The 17,180-nt window shown below is 68.8% G+C and carries 19 protein-coding genes; 7 read left to right on the top strand and 12 right to left on the bottom strand.

Annotated elements, in window-relative coordinates:
- Nucleotides 1-71: 71 nt before the first annotated feature.
- The 7 genes from VFU06_16925 to aroB all read right to left on the bottom strand — a co-directional run bounded on the left by VFU06_16925 (nt 72) and on the right by aroB (nt 8,354).
- Nucleotides 72-1,046 carry an electron transfer flavoprotein subunit alpha/FixB family protein gene (locus VFU06_16925; protein ID HEU5211083.1) on the bottom strand — a complete coding sequence of 325 codons (975 nt, stop codon included), beginning with the start codon at nt 1,044-1,046 and terminating at the stop codon, nt 72-74.
- Nucleotides 1,047-1,053: 7 nt separating this feature from the next.
- Nucleotides 1,054-1,797 (bottom strand): electron transfer flavoprotein subunit beta/FixA family protein, encoded by a 744-nt coding sequence (locus VFU06_16920; protein ID HEU5211082.1) that lies wholly within the window; start codon nt 1,795-1,797, stop codon nt 1,054-1,056.
- Between the two features lie 184 nt (nt 1,798-1,981).
- Entirely contained in the window at nt 1,982-2,179 is a 198-nt protein-coding gene (locus tag VFU06_16915) for a hypothetical protein (protein ID HEU5211081.1), read from the bottom strand.
- 75 nt (nt 2,180-2,254) lie between these two features.
- Nucleotides 2,255-2,863 (bottom strand): DNA-3-methyladenine glycosylase, encoded by a 609-nt coding sequence (locus tag VFU06_16910; protein HEU5211080.1) that lies wholly within the window; start codon nt 2,861-2,863, stop codon nt 2,255-2,257.
- Nucleotides 2,860-5,298 carry an NYN domain-containing protein gene (locus VFU06_16905; GenBank protein HEU5211079.1) on the bottom strand — a complete coding sequence of 813 codons (2,439 nt, stop codon included), beginning with the start codon at nt 5,296-5,298 and terminating at the stop codon, nt 2,860-2,862. The genes VFU06_16910 and VFU06_16905 overlap by 4 nt, the downstream gene beginning before the upstream one ends.
- A gap of 231 nt (nt 5,299-5,529) precedes the next feature.
- Nucleotides 5,530-7,134 carry an AMP-binding protein gene (locus tag VFU06_16900; GenBank protein HEU5211078.1) on the bottom strand — a complete coding sequence of 535 codons (1,605 nt, stop codon included), beginning with the start codon at nt 7,132-7,134 and terminating at the stop codon, nt 5,530-5,532.
- A 92-nt stretch (nt 7,135-7,226) separates the two neighbouring features.
- The gene (aroB, locus tag VFU06_16895) at nt 7,227-8,354 is read right to left on the bottom strand and encodes a 3-dehydroquinate synthase (GenBank protein HEU5211077.1); all 1,128 of its coding nucleotides are present in this window, start codon (nt 8,352-8,354) and stop codon (nt 7,227-7,229) included.
- Nucleotides 8,355-8,565: 211 nt separating this feature from the next.
- Here aroB and VFU06_16890 point away from each other — a divergent pair, with 211 nt between their 5' ends.
- Genes VFU06_16890 through VFU06_16875 form a run of 4 tightly spaced genes read left to right on the top strand, consistent with a single transcriptional unit; the run spans nt 8,566 to nt 12,279 of the window.
- A complete protein-coding gene (locus VFU06_16890) occupies nt 8,566-9,609 on the top strand; it encodes a hypothetical protein (protein ID HEU5211076.1) in 1,044 nt (347 codons plus the stop codon).
- On the top strand, nt 9,606-10,577 hold the full coding sequence (locus VFU06_16885) for a hypothetical protein (protein ID HEU5211075.1): 972 nt from the start codon (nt 9,606-9,608) through the stop codon (nt 10,575-10,577). The genes VFU06_16890 and VFU06_16885 overlap by 4 nt, the downstream gene beginning before the upstream one ends.
- Nucleotides 10,574-11,068, top strand: a complete 495-nt coding sequence (locus VFU06_16880; protein ID HEU5211074.1) for an N-acetyltransferase — start codon at nt 10,574-10,576, stop codon at nt 11,066-11,068. The genes VFU06_16885 and VFU06_16880 overlap by 4 nt, the downstream gene beginning before the upstream one ends.
- A 14-nt stretch (nt 11,069-11,082) precedes the next feature.
- Nucleotides 11,083-12,279 (top strand): KamA family radical SAM protein, encoded by a 1,197-nt coding sequence (locus VFU06_16875; GenBank protein HEU5211073.1) that lies wholly within the window; start codon nt 11,083-11,085, stop codon nt 12,277-12,279.
- Here the strand turns inward: VFU06_16875 and VFU06_16870 are convergent, their stop codons facing one another.
- Genes VFU06_16870 through VFU06_16860 form a run of 3 tightly spaced genes read right to left on the bottom strand, consistent with a single transcriptional unit; the run spans nt 12,280 to nt 14,437 of the window.
- A complete protein-coding gene (locus tag VFU06_16870; protein HEU5211072.1) occupies nt 12,280-13,518 on the bottom strand; it encodes a hypothetical protein in 1,239 nt (412 codons plus the stop codon).
- A 36-nt stretch (nt 13,519-13,554) separates the two neighbouring features.
- Complete coding sequence (gene folK / locus VFU06_16865; GenBank protein HEU5211071.1) at nt 13,555-14,043, bottom strand: 2-amino-4-hydroxy-6-hydroxymethyldihydropteridine diphosphokinase; 489 nt, start codon at nt 14,041-14,043, stop codon at nt 13,555-13,557.
- 25 nt (nt 14,044-14,068) lie between these two features.
- Nucleotides 14,069-14,437, bottom strand: a complete 369-nt coding sequence (locus VFU06_16860; protein HEU5211070.1) for a cupin domain-containing protein — start codon at nt 14,435-14,437, stop codon at nt 14,069-14,071.
- Between the two features lie 74 nt (nt 14,438-14,511).
- Between VFU06_16860 and VFU06_16855 the strand changes: the two genes are divergently transcribed.
- A complete protein-coding gene (locus tag VFU06_16855) occupies nt 14,512-15,300 on the top strand; it encodes a TonB-dependent receptor (protein HEU5211069.1) in 789 nt (262 codons plus the stop codon).
- 25 nt (nt 15,301-15,325) lie between these two features.
- Here VFU06_16855 and VFU06_16850 read toward each other — a convergent pair whose 3' ends face one another.
- Together VFU06_16850 and VFU06_16845 are read right to left on the bottom strand one after the other, a co-directional pair.
- The gene (locus VFU06_16850; GenBank protein HEU5211068.1) at nt 15,326-15,748 is read right to left on the bottom strand and encodes a hypothetical protein; all 423 of its coding nucleotides are present in this window, start codon (nt 15,746-15,748) and stop codon (nt 15,326-15,328) included.
- Nucleotides 15,749-15,806: 58 nt separating this feature from the next.
- Complete coding sequence (locus VFU06_16845; GenBank protein HEU5211067.1) at nt 15,807-16,409, bottom strand: hypothetical protein; 603 nt, start codon at nt 16,407-16,409, stop codon at nt 15,807-15,809.
- Nucleotides 16,410-16,529: 120 nt separating this feature from the next.
- On the opposite strand from VFU06_16845, the gene VFU06_16840 reads away from it, so the two are divergent.
- Together VFU06_16840 and VFU06_16835 are read left to right on the top strand one after the other, a co-directional pair.
- Nucleotides 16,530-16,940: a hypothetical protein gene (locus VFU06_16840; protein ID HEU5211066.1), complete on the top strand. Its 411-nt coding sequence runs from the start codon at nt 16,530-16,532 to the stop codon at nt 16,938-16,940.
- Between the two features lie 71 nt (nt 16,941-17,011).
- Nucleotides 17,012-17,179, top strand: coding sequence for a hypothetical protein (locus tag VFU06_16835; protein HEU5211065.1), 168 nt, complete (start codon nt 17,012-17,014; stop codon nt 17,177-17,179).
- Nucleotide 17,180 lies beyond the last annotated feature (1 nt).

The raw sequence follows: 17,180 nt of genomic DNA, 5'->3' as shown, positions 1-17,180 counted from the left end.
CAGCGGTGAAAACAAAAAGCGCCCGGCGAGTAACCCGCCGGGCGCTTCGTCGAAGCAGCGCGCCTCAGGTCTCAGGCCGAGCGGATCGCCTCCGTCAGCTTCGGCAGGATCTCCTGCGCGTCACCGACGATGCCGTAGTCGGCCACCTTGAAGATCGGCGCATCGGGATCCTTGTTGATGGCGACGATCGTGCGCGCACTGCGCATGCCGGCCAGGTGCTGCATCGCGCCCGAGATGCCGACGGCGAAGTAGAGCTGCGGTGACACCGTCTTGCCTGTCTGCCCCACCTGCTCGGCGTGGGGGCGCCAGCCGGCATCCACGACGGCGCGCGAGGCACCGAGCGAGGCCTGCATGCCGAGCGCGTCGCGCAGATCCTCGAGCAGGTTCCACGACTCCGGTCCCTTCATGCCGCGGCCGCCGCTCACCACGATCGCTGCCTCGCCCACGTCCGGGCGATCACCCGAAGCGGCCTTTACTTCGCGCACCCGGACGCGCGCCTGCGACGGGTCGAGCGCGGGCTCGATCGTATCGACCACCCCGCCCTTCGCGTTTTCCGTTGCACGGAAGACATTCGGTCGGATCGAAACCAGGCGCGGTCCGCCGCTGAACGTCAGCGTGGCGAACGCGCGGCCGGAATACACCGGGCGTGTCACGTTCAGCTCACCGCCACTCGCATCGATCGCCGTCACGTCCGCGGCCAGTGGAACATCCAGCTTTGCCGCGACGCGCGGGGCGAGGTCGCGACCCTGCGCGCTGGCAGCGAACACGATCGCGTAGGTGTCGCCGTCGGCCTGCGCCGCGATGGTCGCCGCCGCGACCTCGGGCGAGTACTGCGCGAGCGCGTCGTTCTCGACGACGAGCACCCGGTCCGCACCGTAGCGGCCGAGCTCGCCGGCCGCGCCGCCGACACCCGAGGGGCCGAGCAGCACTGCGTGCACCTCTGCGCCGACGGCGTCGCCGATCGCGCGCGCTGCGCCGACCACTTCATTCGATACCTTGCGCAGCGCACCCTCGCGCTGCTCCACGACTGCCAGGATCTTTGCCATTGTTCCCCTACAGCACCTTGGCTTCTTCGCGCAGCAGTCGGACCAGCTCCGGCACTGCGTCCACGCCCTGACCGACGATGCGACCCGGCGGGCGGTCCGGGGGCGGGCTCATCGCGGTCACGCTCAGCCTGCTCTCACCGAGCTGCGCCGGCTTCTCCTCGAGCGGCTTCTTTTTCGCCGCCATGATCCCCTTGAGCGATGGATAACGCGGCTCGTCCTTGCCCTTGGTGATCGTCAGCACCGCCGGCAGCGGCGCCTCGACCACTTCCACACCGCCCTCGATCTCGCGGTGCGCGACGACCTTGCCGTCTTCGACCTGGAGCTCGGATACGACCGTAACGCACGGCAAGTCCAGGAGCTCGGCAAGCATCGGCCCGACCTGCTGCTGGTCGTGGTCGACGCCCTTCATGCCGAGCAGCACGAGATCAGGTGTGGCGTCCTTCAGCTCGGCAGCCAGCGCCTTGGCCGTGGCGAGCCCATCGGGCGTGACCTCGCCCCTGAGCAGCACCGCGCGATCGGCGCCCATCGCGAGTGCGGTGCGGAGCTGTTCGCCAGAACTGGCATCACCAACGCTCACGACGACGACTTCGCCCGCGCCCTTCGACTCCTTCAGTCGCAGCGCTGCCTCGAGCGCGAACTCGTCGTACGGACTGATCACGTGCTTGATGCCGGCAGGATCGATCGCGGCACCGTTCACCTTGATGCGCGCCTCCGTGTCCGGAACGCGCTTGATACACACGTAGATGTTCACGTCACTGCCCCCTGAATGGCCTGAGTACGGCGGCCCGAAAACCGCGGCCAATGTAGGAGCCGGCCGGACGCGTGTCTACCAGATGCCAGGAACGGCACGCTGAACGAAGAGGGCCTCCGAGTGGAGGCCCTCCGTGATCCTCGCGCGACCGGTGAAGCGAGCGTCGCGGCGCGTGCCTGCGCGGCTACGGCACGGCCGCCGGCTCGCGCGCGGGCTCGATCTCTCGCTCGGGATCGTACGGCTCCGGCATCCAATCCGGCGCCTCGCGGGCAGGTGCGGCCTCCCGCCGATCCGGCTCCGATTCGCGCGGCGGTTCCCGTCGCTCGGGGGCGCCGGGGCGCGGCAGCGGTCCATCGGGACGTGGTCCGGGAACGGTCGACATGTACTGCCTCCTTCTGCTGCGAGTAGCGTCCATGCCGAAGGGTGCAGAAGACGTGCCGACGGGTGATCGTGCGCGCTACCAGCGCGATACGTGCGGGTTGCCGCGCTCGTAGAATCGCAGCGGCAGATCGTGTGCGCGCGTGATGCCCACGCGTGTACGCGTGACCACACGTCGCGCGGGCACGCGCGCACCCTCGAGAATGCAGAGCGGCGGCGAGTCGAGCGGATGACCATCCTGTGCACCGGTGATGCCCAGCGCCTGCGCCAGCTTGCCGGGGCCGCTGCACAGGTCACGCTCGGTGCGTACTACCGAACGACGCACGCGCATCACGTCCAGTCCCTCGATCGGCTCCAGCGCGCGGATCAGGACCGCTGCCGGGTACTCTGCACGGTCGGTGACCACGTTGAGGCACCAGTGCACGCCGTAGATGCGGTACACGTACGCGATTCCGGGAGGGCCGAACATCGACTCGTTGCGCATGGTCCGCCCGATGCGCTCCGCCGCGTGCGACGCATCGTCGTGCGGACCGATGTACGCTTCGGTCTCGACGATGCGACCGACCGCACGCGTTTCGCCGATCGTCGAGACGAGGAGCTGGCCGAGCAGCGCACGCGCGACGCGCTCCGCGCCGCGCGCATAGAACGACTGCGGCAGCGGGAGCGCGTCAGGCCTGCGGGCGCTCACTTCGACGGGCTGGTCTTCCTGGCTGCGCGGCTCGACTTCCGTGCCGTCTTGCGCGCGGTCTTCTTCGCCGGTGTGCTGCCTTCCGAACTGGCCTCGATCTTCTTCGCGGCTGCCCCGCCCTTCGACGCGGGCTTCTTCGCCGCGCCGCGCGCACCGGTCTTTGCGGCCGCCTTGCTCGCCGGCTGCTTCGCGCCCCGGCGTCCGCGCTTCGCTGCGGGCCGGGCTGATGACGCGTCTGCTGCAGGCGCGCCGCCGTTCGCGTTGCGATCGGCTTCGAATGCAACCAGGAGCGCATCACCCCGACGTTTGCCGAGCAGCTCCCGCACGCGGTCCGGCTCACTGGAGAGCACGCCGAAGATGCTGCCGGAGCCAAACGACTCCACGAGCTGTTCGGCCGTCCTGCGCCCGACACCCTTGTAGCTCGACAGGTGGCTGAGCAATGCATCGGGCTCGCTCGGGAACCACGCAGGCGCAGCGGCGGACGCGGCCGGCTGCGCGGGCTGCGCGACTGACGACTCGGGCGTCGGCTGCTTTGCCGCCTGCGCGACCTTCGCACCGCCGGCAACGTTCAGTGTCTGCCCCTCGAAGAGCGGCGGCGGACCCGACGGCGCTCCACCGCGGCTGCGCGACCCGCGACGCAGCCCGATCGGCTGCGGGGGGCGGGACGTGCGCGCCGGTGCCGCCTCCTCGAACATGGAGGGCTGCTCACTCGCTTCGGGCTTCGTACGCGTGGTGGATGCCGCAGCCGGCTGCTCCGGTACGCGCGGCTTTGCTGCCTCCGCGGCGGGTGCCGTGGCCTTCGCTGCAGCCGGTGCCTTCGGCTGCGCTGCCGGCTGCGCGCCCTGCGCGGCGGTCTCCGACGCTGCGGGCGCAGCCGCGGCCGCACGCTCTTCGCGCGCTGCGCGCGCGGGCGCCTCCGACCGGCCGCCCGAGGAACGGCCGCGTCCGCGTCGGCCTCTGGACTCGTCGATCACGTCGGCCACCCCGGCGGCCACCTCGTAGTTGCCGTTGTCCAACCGGTGCAGCGTAACGACGTCCTCGTCGTGCGCGCGCCGCAGGAAGCGGCTGAACTTGCTGAACCCGAGGTTCGACTCGTCCCACTCCGGATCCAGCTCCAGCAGGCGACGCTTCACGTCGGAATCGCGCGCGACACCGCCACCCGCGGAGCGCTGCGCGTCCTGCGTCGCTCGCCGGAGCAGCGCGAACGCGGCATCCAGATCGTTGCCGACCGGCGCAACGCGTTCCGCCTCCGGCTCCCTGCGCGCGGGCTTCCGGTCCGCGTCGCGCCCCGGCTGCTGCGCAGCACCTCGGTCCGCAGTGCCGGCGCCGCGGCGTGCGCCCTCTGCAGCAGCCCGGTCGGGCCCGGCGGCCGGTGCAGCCGGCTCGGCAGCCGCGCCAGGCTTCGCGGCTGGTGTGGCCGTCGCGGCAGCCCGGTCGGCTGATCGATCGGCGGAAGGAGCGGCAGAAGCGGCGGTTGCCGCCTCGGCGGTCGCGGGTGCGTCCTCCGGCTTGCCGGCGGCAGCCGGCCTCGCTTCCTGTGCTTCGGTCGCTGCTTCCGGCGCCGCCGTCTGCTCGCGCTCCTCGCGGCCGCGGCGCCCGCGCCCGCCACGACGCCTGCGGCTGCGCTGCTCCTCCTCGTCTGCGGCGGGAGGCGTGCCGTCGGCCGGTGCGATCTCGAACTGGCCGTTCTCCTGCTTGCGCAGCGATAGCACGCCGCGGTTGGCCGCCTCCTGCAGGAACTTGTTGAACTTGGTGAAGCCGAGCGCCTTCTCGTCGAAGTTGGAGTCCAGCTCGAGCAGCACCTGCTTCAGGCGATCCGAGCGCATCACGTCGTCGTTGTCCGCCATCTGCCGGATCGCGACGTCGACGAGCTCCCACGGATCCTCGCTCACCGCAGGCGCTTCCTCGCCCGCCCGGGTCAGCCCCGTCAATGCAGAGTACGAGTAGTACTCGTCGCAGTTCTGCACGAGCAGGTCACTCGCGGACTCGCGGATGCCGACGCCGATCACGTACTTGCCGTACTCCTTCAGCTTGAGCACGAGGCTGCTGAAATCGGAGTCGCCGGAGAGCAGGATGAACGTGCCGATCTCGGGACGGACGAAGACCAGCTCGAGCGCATCGATCGCGAGGCGGATGTCGGTCGCGTTCTTCTTCGCGCTGCCGTAGGCGGGCGCGAAGATGAGGTCGACGGAGCTCTCGGCGAGGGGCACGATGTACTGCGGGTAGCGCCGCCAGTCCGCGTAGGCGCGCTGCACCGCGACCTTGCCCTTGATGATGTCGCTGTTGAGGAGGTTCTTCAGTTCCTTGGTGAGGTCGCTGCGGATGCCCATCGTGACGTTGTCGAAGTCGATGAGCAGTGCGGCGTGCGGCGGATTGGACGACTGGCCGGTGCGCCCCTGTCCCTGGTGGGGTGCCCGTGCGAACTGTGCTGACATGTCTTCCTGATTCCCCTGCGCGCATCCTTGCGCGCGGTCGGCGGGCCCCCTTCCTCTGCTCGCGGCGGCTGCAGGAGGGCGGCGGGCCGGCGGATTTTCGTGTCCGGCGGCGCGCGGCTCTCCGGTCATCGTCGCGAGACGAGCCGAAGGAGGCGTCGCTATTCTCTGTACGCGTGCGTCACCACGACGCACGCGCGTGTTGCCCGCAGGACGCGGGCCGCCGGGCGGCCGCTATGGCCGCCGGCTCGACTCCTCGGCGCTGACCATGCGGGCCAGCTCGACTCGGCGAACCTTGCCGCTGCCGGTTAGCGGGAAGGAGTCGAAGAACCGGACGAGGTCCGGTACTTTGTAGTCCGCGAGCGTGCCGCGGCACCATTCCTTGATCTCTTCGCCCGTCACGATCGCACCTTCGACGGGCACCACGCACGCGCACACGACCTCGCCCAGCACTTCGTGCGGCAGCCCGACGACCGCGACGTCCAGCACCGCGGGATGCGCGTGCAGCCGGTCCTCCACCTCGCGCGGATAGACGTTGAAGCCGCCGCGAATGATCAGCTCCTTGCGACGACCGACGATATGCACGAACCCGTCCTCGTCGATCATGCCCAGGTCGCCCGTGAGGAAGTAGCCCTCGTCGTCGAAGACCTGCGCCGTCTCGCCGGGCTGGCGGTAGTAGCCCTTCATGATACCGGGCCCACGCACCGCGATCTCACCGAGGCTCTCACTGGGCAGGATCGTACCGTCCAGGTCGAGCACGCGCATCTCCGTGCCCGGCAACGGGCGCCCCACGGTGAAGAGCTTCTTGTCGAGCGGGTCCTCCGGTCGCGTCATCGCGACGGTGGAGCTGGTCTCCGTCAGCGAGTAGGCGACGTGGAGGTTCGGGCAGAGCGCGTCGCGGATCCGCTGCACGAGCTCATCGCCGATGGGGGCACCGGCCACGATCCCGACGCGGAGTGACGACAGGTCCGCCTCGGTGACGTCCAGCTCGCGCATCTCCGTGACATACACCGTTGGCACGCCATAGTGCACCGTCACCCGGTGCTGCTCGATCAGGTGCAGCGCCTCGTCAGGCAGGAACTGCTCCTGCAGCACCAGCGTCGCGCCCGCCATGGCGGTCCCGATGATGCCGGGGCCGAGACCGAAGACGTGGAAGACCGTCGTGACACCGAAGACGACGTCGTCCGCCGAGAGCCCGATGGCGTCGGCGGTGAGTGCCGACGTCGAGATCAGGTTCTCGTGCGTGAGCGCGACCCCCTTGGGCTTGCCCATCGTGCCCGATGTGTACAGGATCGCGAACGTATCCTGTACCGGATCGAGCTCCGGCGTCACGACCTCCGTTCCGGACTCCCCGCTGGAGACCAGATCCTCGAACTGGTAGATCCGGTCGTCGTACCACAGGTCCTCCTCGCCTACCGTGACCAGGTACTGCAGCTCGGGCAGCGACGTGAGGAAGCCCTCGAAGAGCTGGAGGTAGTCCGTGCCGCCGAAATCCTCGGCACTGATCACCACCGTGGCTTCCGAGTGCCGCAGCATGTACTGCAGCTCGGGCACGGTGTAGCGCGGATTGAGCGGAACGATCACGGCGCCGAGCTTGGCCGCCGCGAAAAGGGAGACGACGAATTCCGGCCAGTTGGGGAGGTCGACGGCGATCCGGTCCCCGCGCTCCACGCCCAGCTCGATCAGCGCCGCGGCGAGTGCCGTGGACCGGGCATTGACCTGCGCGTAGGTGAAGCGGCGATTCCCCGCAATGAGGAAGACGCGGTCGGGGTTCTCGGCAGCCTGCGCTTCGAGGACGCCGGCGACCGTGTGCCCAGCGAAACGCTGGTCGAGCGCCATTACGCCTCCAGAGCCGCCCACCAGGGGCCCACCGTCGCGGTCCGCCGACATACCGTCACGCCGCCGAAGATAGCGGACGCCGCGCACGGCAGTCAAACACTTGCGTCGCGTCGTTCCCTCGGCTGACAGCGGCTCAGCGCACGCAGCGCCACGGCGTCCTCCACCGCGATCGTATGCGAGCCGCTGCGGTCCGTGGCCGTTGAGCCGGCCTCGCTCAGCAGGGCGTAGCGGATGCGCGCCGCGCGCGCCTTCTTGTCCGACGCGGCAGCGCTCAGGATGTCGGCAGGCGCGAGGCCGGCGGGCAGCGCCGTCGGCAGGCCGAGCCCCTGGAGCACCCTGCGCAGCTCGGCCGCGGTGCCCGGCTCCGTCACCTCCGCCGCCTCGCCGATCTCCGCTTCGGCGACCATGCCGATCGCTACGGCGTAGCCGTGTGGGACTGCATAGGCCGAGAGTGCCTCGATCGCGTGTGCGACCGTATGGCCGAAATTCAGGATGGCACGGACGCCCCGCTCCAGCGGGTCGGCCTGCACGACGGCGGCCTTGATCTCCACGGAGCGCCGGATCAGGTGCGCGAGTGCCGTCGGCTCCCGCGCCAGCAGCGCGCTGGTGCTCGCACCGATCCAGCGAAGGTAGTCGGCATCCGCGATCGCCCCGTGCTTCAGCGCCTCGGCCAGCCCCCCGCGCAGCTCCCGCTCCGGCAGCGTCCGCAAGGCCAGCGGGTCGATCGCGACGAGGCGCGGCTGCAGGAACGCGCCGACCAGGTTCTTGCCGGCAGGCACATCCACCGCGGTCTTGCCGCCGATCGAGGCGTCGATCATCGCCAGCAGCGAGGTCGGCACCTGCACACAGGGCAGGCCGCGCATGTACGTGGCGGCAACGAACCCGCCCAGGTCGCAGGCGACGCCGCCACCGAGCGCGATGATGCAGCCATCCCGGCCGAGCCGGCGCGCCAGCAGCGCGTCCGTCATCTCCGCCCAGGTCTCGCGTGACTTGTGCGCCTCGCCGGCCGGAAAGGATACGACGTCCGCCCGCACGCCCTCCTCGCGCAGTGCGGTCGCGAGCGGCCAGGCATACGTGTCCGCTACGTGGCTGTCGGCCACGATGCCGTAATGCGCCGCGGGCACGGCCTCGAGGATGCTGGACGGGACGACTTCCAGCAGGCCGGCGTCGATGTAGACGTCACAGCCGTCCGGCGGAAGTGCGAGTTGGAGATGGATCAAAAGGCGGCTCCTTGCTGGCGGGCAAGGTAGGCCCATGTGCGCGCAGCGGGCAAGCAATCGCCCGCTCCGGCACGCCCCCGAACAACCCCCTTACGCACGGGTGGGTCGTGCATTATATACGATGTCGGCGCGTGTGCGCCGGACATCATGAGCACGACCGGACAACCGCGTTTCTGCCCGAGAGCGAAACGCGCTTTTTCATAGGGGTAGCGTGCAGGATCTGCGCATCGGCTTCGCGTTCAACCAGAAGCCAACCGAGGATGCCCCGGAAGGGGAAGACGAGCCCCCAAGTCTCGGCACCCACGACCGCTACGCGGAGTGGGACGACCCCGCCACGATCGACGCCGTCGCCGCCGCGCTTGCGCGTGCGGGAACGGTGATCCGCCTCGAGGCCGACGCCGACTTTCCTTCGCGTCTGCGCGATACGCACCCCGACATCGTCTTCAACATCGCCGAAGGGCTGCACGGCCCGAACCGGGAAGCACACGTCCCGGCGATCTGCGAGTTCTACGGAATCCCCTACACGGCGAGTGATCCGCTGACGCTCACGCTCGCGCACCACAAGGCGCGCGCGAAGCAGGTGTTCGCGGCCGCGGGCGTGCCGACGCCGGAGTGGTGCGTGGCGGCGCCCGACATGCCGTTCGCTGCGCCCGGCAGCGGGCCGTGGTTCGTGAAGCCCGTGCACGAGGGCTCCAGCATGGGCATCAGCGAGGCGTCGCTGTGCACCACGACGGCGCAGCTCGAGGCACACGTTCGTGCGATGCATGAGCGGTACGCGCAGCCTGCACTCGTCGAGCGGTTTCTGGGCGGGCGCGAGTTCACCGTGGCAGTCCTCGGCAACGGTGCGGAAGCACACGCGCTCCCGCTGGTCGAGATTGCGCTCTCCGCGCTGCCGGCTGGAGCCGTGCCCATCTACGGCTGGGAGGCGAAGTGGGTGTGGGACGTGCCGGAGAATCCGCTCGAGATCTTCGCGTGTCCGGCGCACGTGGACAGTGCGCTCGCACGCGGGATCGAGGATGCGGCGCTACGCGCATACCACGCGCTCGGCTGCCGTGACTGGGGACGGGTAGACGTGCGGCTGGACGACGCCGGCCAGCCGCATGTACTGGAGATCAACCCCCTGCCCGGCATTCTTCCCGACCCGCGCCAGAACTCCTGCTTTCCCAAGGCTGCACGCGCAGCCGGCATGGACTACGACACACTGATTCTCACCGTGCTCGACACGGCGCTCCGGCGCATCGGACGGGTCGCATGAGAGCCGCCATCGTGTACGACGCGCACGCGGATGCGCCCGGCGCAGCTCCGGACGTCGCCGGCGTGCTCGAGACGGTGGATGCTGTTGCGGCTGCGCTGATGTCGCTGGGGCACGGTTGCGTGCGCATCGGCGCTTCCGCGACCGGCAACTGGATGCACGCACTCGAAACCTGCGCGGTGGACGTCGTATTCAACCTGTGCGAGGGACTGGACGGCGATGCAGCGGCGGAGGCCGACGCCGCGCGGGCGATCGCTGCGTCGGACCTGCCCTTCACGGGTGCCGACGCGGAAGCCCTTGCGCTCGCGCGTCGCAAGGACCGGGTGAACCTGCTGCTGCAGTCGCGCCTGCCGGTGCCGCGGTGGGTGCTTGTGGACGAAACGTTCGATACGCAGACGGACTGGACGCACTTCCCTGCCATCGTGAAGCCGGCCGGCGAGGACGCGGGAATCGGAATCGGCCAGAGCGCGGTCGTGCACGACGCTGCGGAGCTCGAGCGTGCGCTGCATGACGCGCGCGCGCACGTCCCACTGCTCGCTCAGCAGTTTCTCGATGGCGTGGAGCTGGTCGTCGGCTTCGTGGGTGATACGGCACTGCCCGTTGCGCAGATCGACTACAGTGCGATGCCCCCGCAGCTCCCGCGCGTGGTGGGATACGCGGCAAAGTGGAACACGGGCTCGGTCGAGGACACCGGCACGCGTGTCGTCTGCCCTGCCGGCGTCACGCCCAGGCTCGCGCAGCAGGCGATAGAGACTGCGCATACGGCGTGGCGTGCGATCGCGCGTCGTGGGTACGGTCGCGTGGACCTGCGCGCAGACGCGCACGGTGTGCTGCACGTGCTGGACGTGAATCCCAACGCGGACCTGGCACCCTCCGCCGGCCTGGCGCGCATGGCGCACGTGGCAGGATGGAGCTACACGGAGCTGGTCGAGCGCATCCTGGACGATGCGCTGTCTGCGGTGCACGCATGAGCTCGCCCGTGACCGACGCCGTCTGCATCGGCGGCCTGCTTCCCACCCACCGCGCGGCGCTCGAGCGTCTGCTGCGCGACACCGGCTACTTCCGCGCGGACGAGATCGACGTCGCGCTCGAGGTGTTCGACGCGTACTGCGCGGCGCCCGATACGGATTACAGCGCTCACGCCGCGCTCGCGGCGGACGGCGCGCTGGCCGGCTACGTGATCTATGGCCCCACACCGTGCACGGTCGGGACCTGGGACATCTACTGGATCGCCGTCGCACCCGCACTGCAGCGCGCGGGCGTCGGTACACTGCTCATCGACGAGGTCGAGCGCCGGCTGCGCGGACGCGCCCGCATGATCCTCGTCGAAACGTCCGGCCAGGAGCTCTATGCGAGCACCCGGGCGTTCTACGAACGGCGCGGCTTCACGGAAGTCGCGCGCGTGCCCGATTTCTACGCCGATGGCGATGATCGTGTGATCCTCGCCAGACGCGTACTCTGACCCGGACGGGTGCCATGGAGAGCTGGCAGGAAATCCTGCGACAGAGTGTCACGACAGTCGACGAGCTGGTGGAGCGTTTCGGCGCGGAGAACATCGACCGCGAAGCCGTACAGAAGGCCATCGATCGGTTCAACCTGCGGATCACACCGGCCGCGCTCGCCAAGATCCAGGCGCCCGGCGATGCGTTCTGGCGGCAGTACGTGCCGACGCCGGCGGAAAACGACATTGTCGATGGCATCGTCGACTCGCTCGACGAGGACGCGGATTCCCCCGTGCCGAACCTCACGCACCGCTACCCGGACCGCGTGCTGTTCCTGGTGTCGCCGGTGTGCGCGAGCTACTGCCGCTTCTGCACGCGCCGTCGCAAGGTGGGCGATCCCGAGAAGATCCCGCTGAACCAGTTCGACTCCGCGTTCGCCTACCTGCGCGAGCACACGGAAGTACGCGACGTCATCCTCTCGGGCGGCGATCCGTTCCTGCTGTCGGACCGGCGCATCGAGTTCTTCCTGAAGACGCTGCGCGAGATCCCGCACATCGAGATCATCCGCATCCATACGCGCGTGCCGAGCCACCTGCCGCAGCGCGTTACGCCGGAGCTGGTACGGATGATCCAGCAGTACCATCCGGTATACGTGAACGTGCACTTCAATGACCCGGCCGAGATCACGCCCGAATCGGAGATTGCACTCGCGCGACTCGCGGACGCCGGCATCCCGCTCGGCTGTCAGACGGTGCTGCTCAAGGGCGTCAACGATGACCCGGCCGTCATGAAGCTGCTCATGCAGAAGCTGCTCAAGAACCGCGTCAAGCCGTACTACATCTACCAGGCCGACGTGGTGGCGGGCGGGGAGCACTTCCGCACGTCGATCGAGAAGGGCATCGAGATCATCCGCGCGATCCGCGGCTGGACCAGCGGGCTCGGCGTGCCGCACTTCGTGATCGACGCGCCCGGCGGTGGCGGCAAGATCCCGATCCTGCCGGAGTACGTGCAGTCGATCACCAACCGCGAGGTCGTGCTGCGCAACTATGCAGGCGAGGAGTTCCGCTATCCGTTGCCGCAGGACGAGACGACCGGCGATGTCGTGCCGATCGAGCGGAAGCGGAGCGCGCGGAACCGCGTCGGCGGTGCGCGGCGGGCGACGGGTACCAGCGGCAAGGGGCGGCCGCGCCGCCCGCAGTCGGACGGCGGCCCCGTCTGGCTCGACGTCTAGCTACTCGACGATGCGCGGCGGCAGCTCGGGCAGTGCCGCCGCGCCACTGACGCGCCGCAGCACCGACACCGCCGGCATGCCGTCTACGGTCGCGCGACGTACCTGCAGCCCGCCGCCGTTCGCCGGCACGCGTGCGGCCGCGTCGGCAAACCTCTGCGCCGACGCCTCGTCGTCCCACACCGACCACCAGACGAATGCGGTGTCGCCCTGTTCGGTGGCGATGAGCTGGAACGCGTCACCGTCCCACCCCTGCGACGCGCGCGACGCGCTCACGCCCAGGTGCTCGCGCAGCCAGAGCCGCGTCTCGTACTCCCCCAGTACGTTGCCGTAGACGGGCTGCCAGCCGTCGGGTACCACGAGCTCCAGCGCGGTCGGCTCATCGACAGCCGTGAGGTACCGCTCCTGTGGGTGCAGCACCTGTTCGGTGGACGTGGGAATGAGATCGGTGAACGTCGGTACCCCGCGCGCGGTCCATACGGTGTGCACGAAGCCCGCACCGGAGACGTACGGAAAGATCATCGTCTCCCGGATCACGGCGGGTGCCCGCTGGAAGACCGGGAACTGGCTGTTCTGCGCCTGCATCGACGAGCCGAGCTGCATGGCCGGATTCGGCAGAGCCAGCGGATCGATCGTGCGGCCGCTCATCTGCTCGGCGAGGAAGGCGAGCATGACGAGCGTCGCGTGACCCTCGATGGCCGCCTGCGCCGCGGTCTGCCGGTCATTGCCATCCAGCACCGCCTTCTCGACGCCGGCCTCACTCGCGATCAGTGAATCGAGATTCACGTGCTGATCCTGCAGCGCGTGCACGAGCTCGTGCACCAGCACCGGTCGCAGCAGCTCGCGGTCGACACCCTCGATGACGTACAGCCGGTCGGTCTCCGGGTCGTAGTAGCCGATCACCTGCTCCGTGTACAGCTCGAGCAGCAGGGAGCGCAGGTCCAGCGTGTCCGGCATCAGCCCGAGGGCCGCGTAGCTCTTGCGGATCGCCTGGATCCGTTCGGGCGGCATCTCCCGATCGAGCTGCCGCTCGATGTACGCGCGAGCTTCGTCGCGACTCTGCATCGCCATCTGCAGCGGTTCGCGGCGCTCCAGCCCCGAGAGCCGCTCGAGCCCGGGGATCAGCGAGTCGACGAGCGCCTCGAGTGAGGGATCCACGTCCTCTGTGGCAGCGCGCTCTCCGTTGCTCGTGCATGCGCCGAGCAGCAGTGCAGCCGCTCCGGCCAGCAGCCATCTCGTCATCGTTGCTCCCCGGCCGCGTCGCGCGGCAGAATTCCGTTACTCATCTAAGTCCAGCAGTGCAGCGCCGTCGGCGACGCGTTCGATGCCCTGCCCCTCCACTTCAGCCAGCCGATCCGCCCAGCGTGTGCCGTCACGCGGGTCACGCAGGTCCGGGTCCAGATCCGCAAGCGGTCGCAGCACGAACGCACGCTGCTGCATCCGCGGATGCGGCAGCACCGGCGCCTCCGTGCGGATCACGTCGTCGTACTGCAGCACGTCGATGTCGATCTCGCGCGGTCCGTCCCGGAACCGCGGCATGCGGCCGAGCCGCACTTCCACGTGTTTCACTGCTGCGAGCAGCGACACGGGCTCGAGCTCCGTGCGGATGCGGACCACGAGGTTCCAGAAGTCCGGCTGCGCCGCGAAACCGATTGGCGACGTCGCATACACCGGTGAGACGGCCTCGATGGTGCCGAGCGCGCTGATCGCACGCAGCGCCCGCCGCAGCATGGCCTCCCTGTCTCCCAGGTTCGTACCAAGACCCAGCCATGCAGTGGCAGCGGCCGGCCCCTCAGTTCCGGCCGTAGCGGTCCTCCAGTCGAACCACGTCGTCCAGGTGGGCCGTCGACGCTTCCAGCAGGTCCGTGTCGCTCACCGCGATCATCCGGTGCACGGTGCCCGGCACGACCCGGAAGCTGTCCCCTTCCTTCAGCTCGACGTCTTCGACGCTCTCGGCCGAGGGGCCGGCGAGGAAGCGCAGCGTGCCGCGCAGCACGTGGATGGTCTCGTCCTTGGTGTTGTGGTACTGCAGCGAGAGCGCGTGTCCTGCCTTGATGTGCAGGATCTTGCCCACGTACTGATCCGTTTCCGCCCAGATCAGCTCGTGGCCCCATGGCTTCTCCACACGGCGCGGCGTGTGGCGTCCTGACCCCTGAGTCATGTCCCTTCTCACGTTTCTTGCCTGATCCGTACTTGGACAGCACCTTGGAGGAGACTCACCGAGCCCCCGCACTCATGCGAAACCGCGGCCTCCCCCTGCTGTGGACCCTCGTCCTGCTCTGCGCCGCTTCGGCCGCAACGGCACAGGTGCGCGTGAGTGGCCGCGTTCTCGCCAACGACACCGGCGAGCCGCTGGCCGGCGCGGAGGTCACCGCGCGTTCGACCTGGGGCCGCTTCCTGCGCCAGGCGGTCACCGACGCCGACGGCCGCTTCGAGTTCATCATACAACGTACGGCCGCGGTCGACCTGCGGGCGAGTCATCCCGCCTACGAGGCGAACACGGCACCGACGCTCTACTTCGATGAGCACACGTTCTTCGAGATCGAGATCCGGCTGGATCCCGACGTGATGCTGCTCGCACCCCTCGCCGTCGTCGGCCGCTCGCGTGGTCCCAGCCCCTTCCTGGAGGAGTTCCGGGAGCGTGTGCGCCGAGGCATGGGCACCTACATAACCCGAGCGCAGATCGACCGCCAGCGACCCATGTTCGTGACCGACCTGCTACGCGGCGTTCCGGGTGTGGAGCTGCGTGGTGGCGGCGTCGGCAGTCGTCCGGTCGTCGCGGTCGGGCGCTCGACGGGCCGGACCTGTACGGCAAGGATCTTCGTCGATGGCATGCTGCTCAATCCGACCATGATGACACCGAGTGGCCCGCGTGCAGACATCTTCCGCATCGACGACGTCGTGCATCCGTCATCGGTCGAGGGCATCGAGATCTATCGTGGCATGAGCACGATGCCACCCGAATTCCTGACGGCGGACGCGGAATGCGGAGTCGTTGCCATCTGGACGCGACGCGGCGGGTGAAGCGCCCGCGCCACCCGCGCTGCACCTACTCGTTGTCCGGCGGACTGGTACTGATCACGATCGCACCCGCCACGTGACGGGAGCCGAGGCCCGGCAGTGTAGCCGACGCGGTCGCTCCATCCAGCCAGCGCAGCTGGTACGCCATGTCGGGCGACAGCTGCTCGAGTGTTCCCAGACCTCCCAGGAACGACTGGTTCTGGTACACGACGATCTCGGTGGACAGGCCGAAGCTGCGTTCGCCTCCGCGCGCCTCCAGCCAGCGCGGACGCAGGCGCTGCACGACCTCATACAGTGAGCTCACGCCCGAGACTCCCATGATCTGCTCGCGCGTGAGGACGTCCTGGCGCGAGGCGCCTTCATCAGATCTCGTCGCGCTCGTGCATGCCGTGAGCGCTGCCACGCACAGGAAGAGGCAGACGGCTGCAAGGCGCGGTACGTTCCTTCGCATGATCGGTGCTCCAGTTCGAGGATGTGCTGCAGAGTACTGTTAAGAACGGTGGCGGCGCTCAATCGAACACCAGCGACATCCCGACACCGAAGCCGCGAGGAGCGCTGTCCAGCCCGAACTGCGCGTTCAGGTGGCGGCCGAGCCGGAGGAACATACCCGCCAGGAAGTTGACGCTGCTCCCATTCTCGTCGGGAGAGCGCACCCAGTAGACGCCGCCCAGCCCCCGCGAGCCGGTCGCGTCGACGTACTGGCGGTACATCGTTTCGCGTGCGTAGCCGCCACCCGCGTACAGCATGAGGGAGGGCGTGACCGGTCGAACGACAGCGATATTGAAGCTGCGCCAGCTACCTTCGCTGTCTCGATACTCGTCGCCCAGTTCGCTGTCGACCTCGGCGGCGGTCAGGTCGGCTTCGTACGTGTCGCCGCGCGCCGGACTGTCGACGTCGAACTTCGCGTCGGCGTACAGGCCGATGCCGCCAAGCGCCGGGACGACGAACCAGGCGGCGGCGCCCGCGAGCAGCTCCGGCGCATTCGCGGCGTAGCCGACGCCGAAGGCAGGCCCATCGACTGCCGCCACGGACTGGGCCATCGAGGTGCCGGGCAGCAGCAGAATCCCGGCAAGTGTACAGATCGGTGCCTGCACCAGCTTGCTACGTCGCATGCTCTACCTCCGCCTTATCGCAGAGTGGTATGCACCGCAGGGGAAAATCTTGCGCGACCCCGCCTGCTGTGTCCAGACTTGAGAAGCAACGGCTCTCATGCACGGATTCCCTCGAGGGACATGACGATCAACCACGTTCGACTGATTCCTGCGGCCGTAGTCGTCTTTTGCGGATGCGTGACCGGTACGGAGCCCGAGATCTACCCGTGGGAAGGCAGGATCGTCGGCAGCGAGGTCAGCGGGAACGTGGCCGTGCTTTCCCAGTTCGGCCGCACGGAAGTATCCATCCAGATTGCAGGTGCCCAGCCGGATGCCAGCTACGCCTGGCGGATCAATGAAGACACCTGCGCCCACGAAGGGGCCCTGGTAGGCGGAGCCGCTTCGTACCCGGCCCTCGAGACGGATGCCTCGGGCTCCGCCGTGCAGGAAAACACGCTGCCCGGCATGCTGCGGCACGGCCGCGCATTTGCAGCACGAGTCCTGGACGGTGCCTCGGTTGTGGCGTGCGGAGAGCTGGAGCCGGCGAGCTGAGATCACGGTTACGCTGGCCGCCAGCCGCACGTTATATTTCAGCGTTGGTCACCCTTCAGGAGTGTCGCGCGATGAAATCGATCCGCCTTCTCTTCCTGTCCGGCGTTCTCGCGGCCGCGGCGTGCTCCAGTCCGACCGAGCCGCGCATGCCGCAGCCGAATCCTGATGAGGACGAGGAACCGCCGGTCCAGGGTCTGATCGAGCCTGCTGCACCGCTCCTCTCGGTGTACCTGGCCTGAG

It is taken from the genome of Longimicrobiales bacterium, from assembly GCA_035764935.1.
Classification (GTDB): domain Bacteria; phylum Gemmatimonadota; class Gemmatimonadetes; order Longimicrobiales; family RSA9; genus DASTYK01.
The sequence above is the reverse complement of the archived record's forward strand: the minus strand, read 5'-3'. Positions and strand labels throughout refer to the sequence as shown.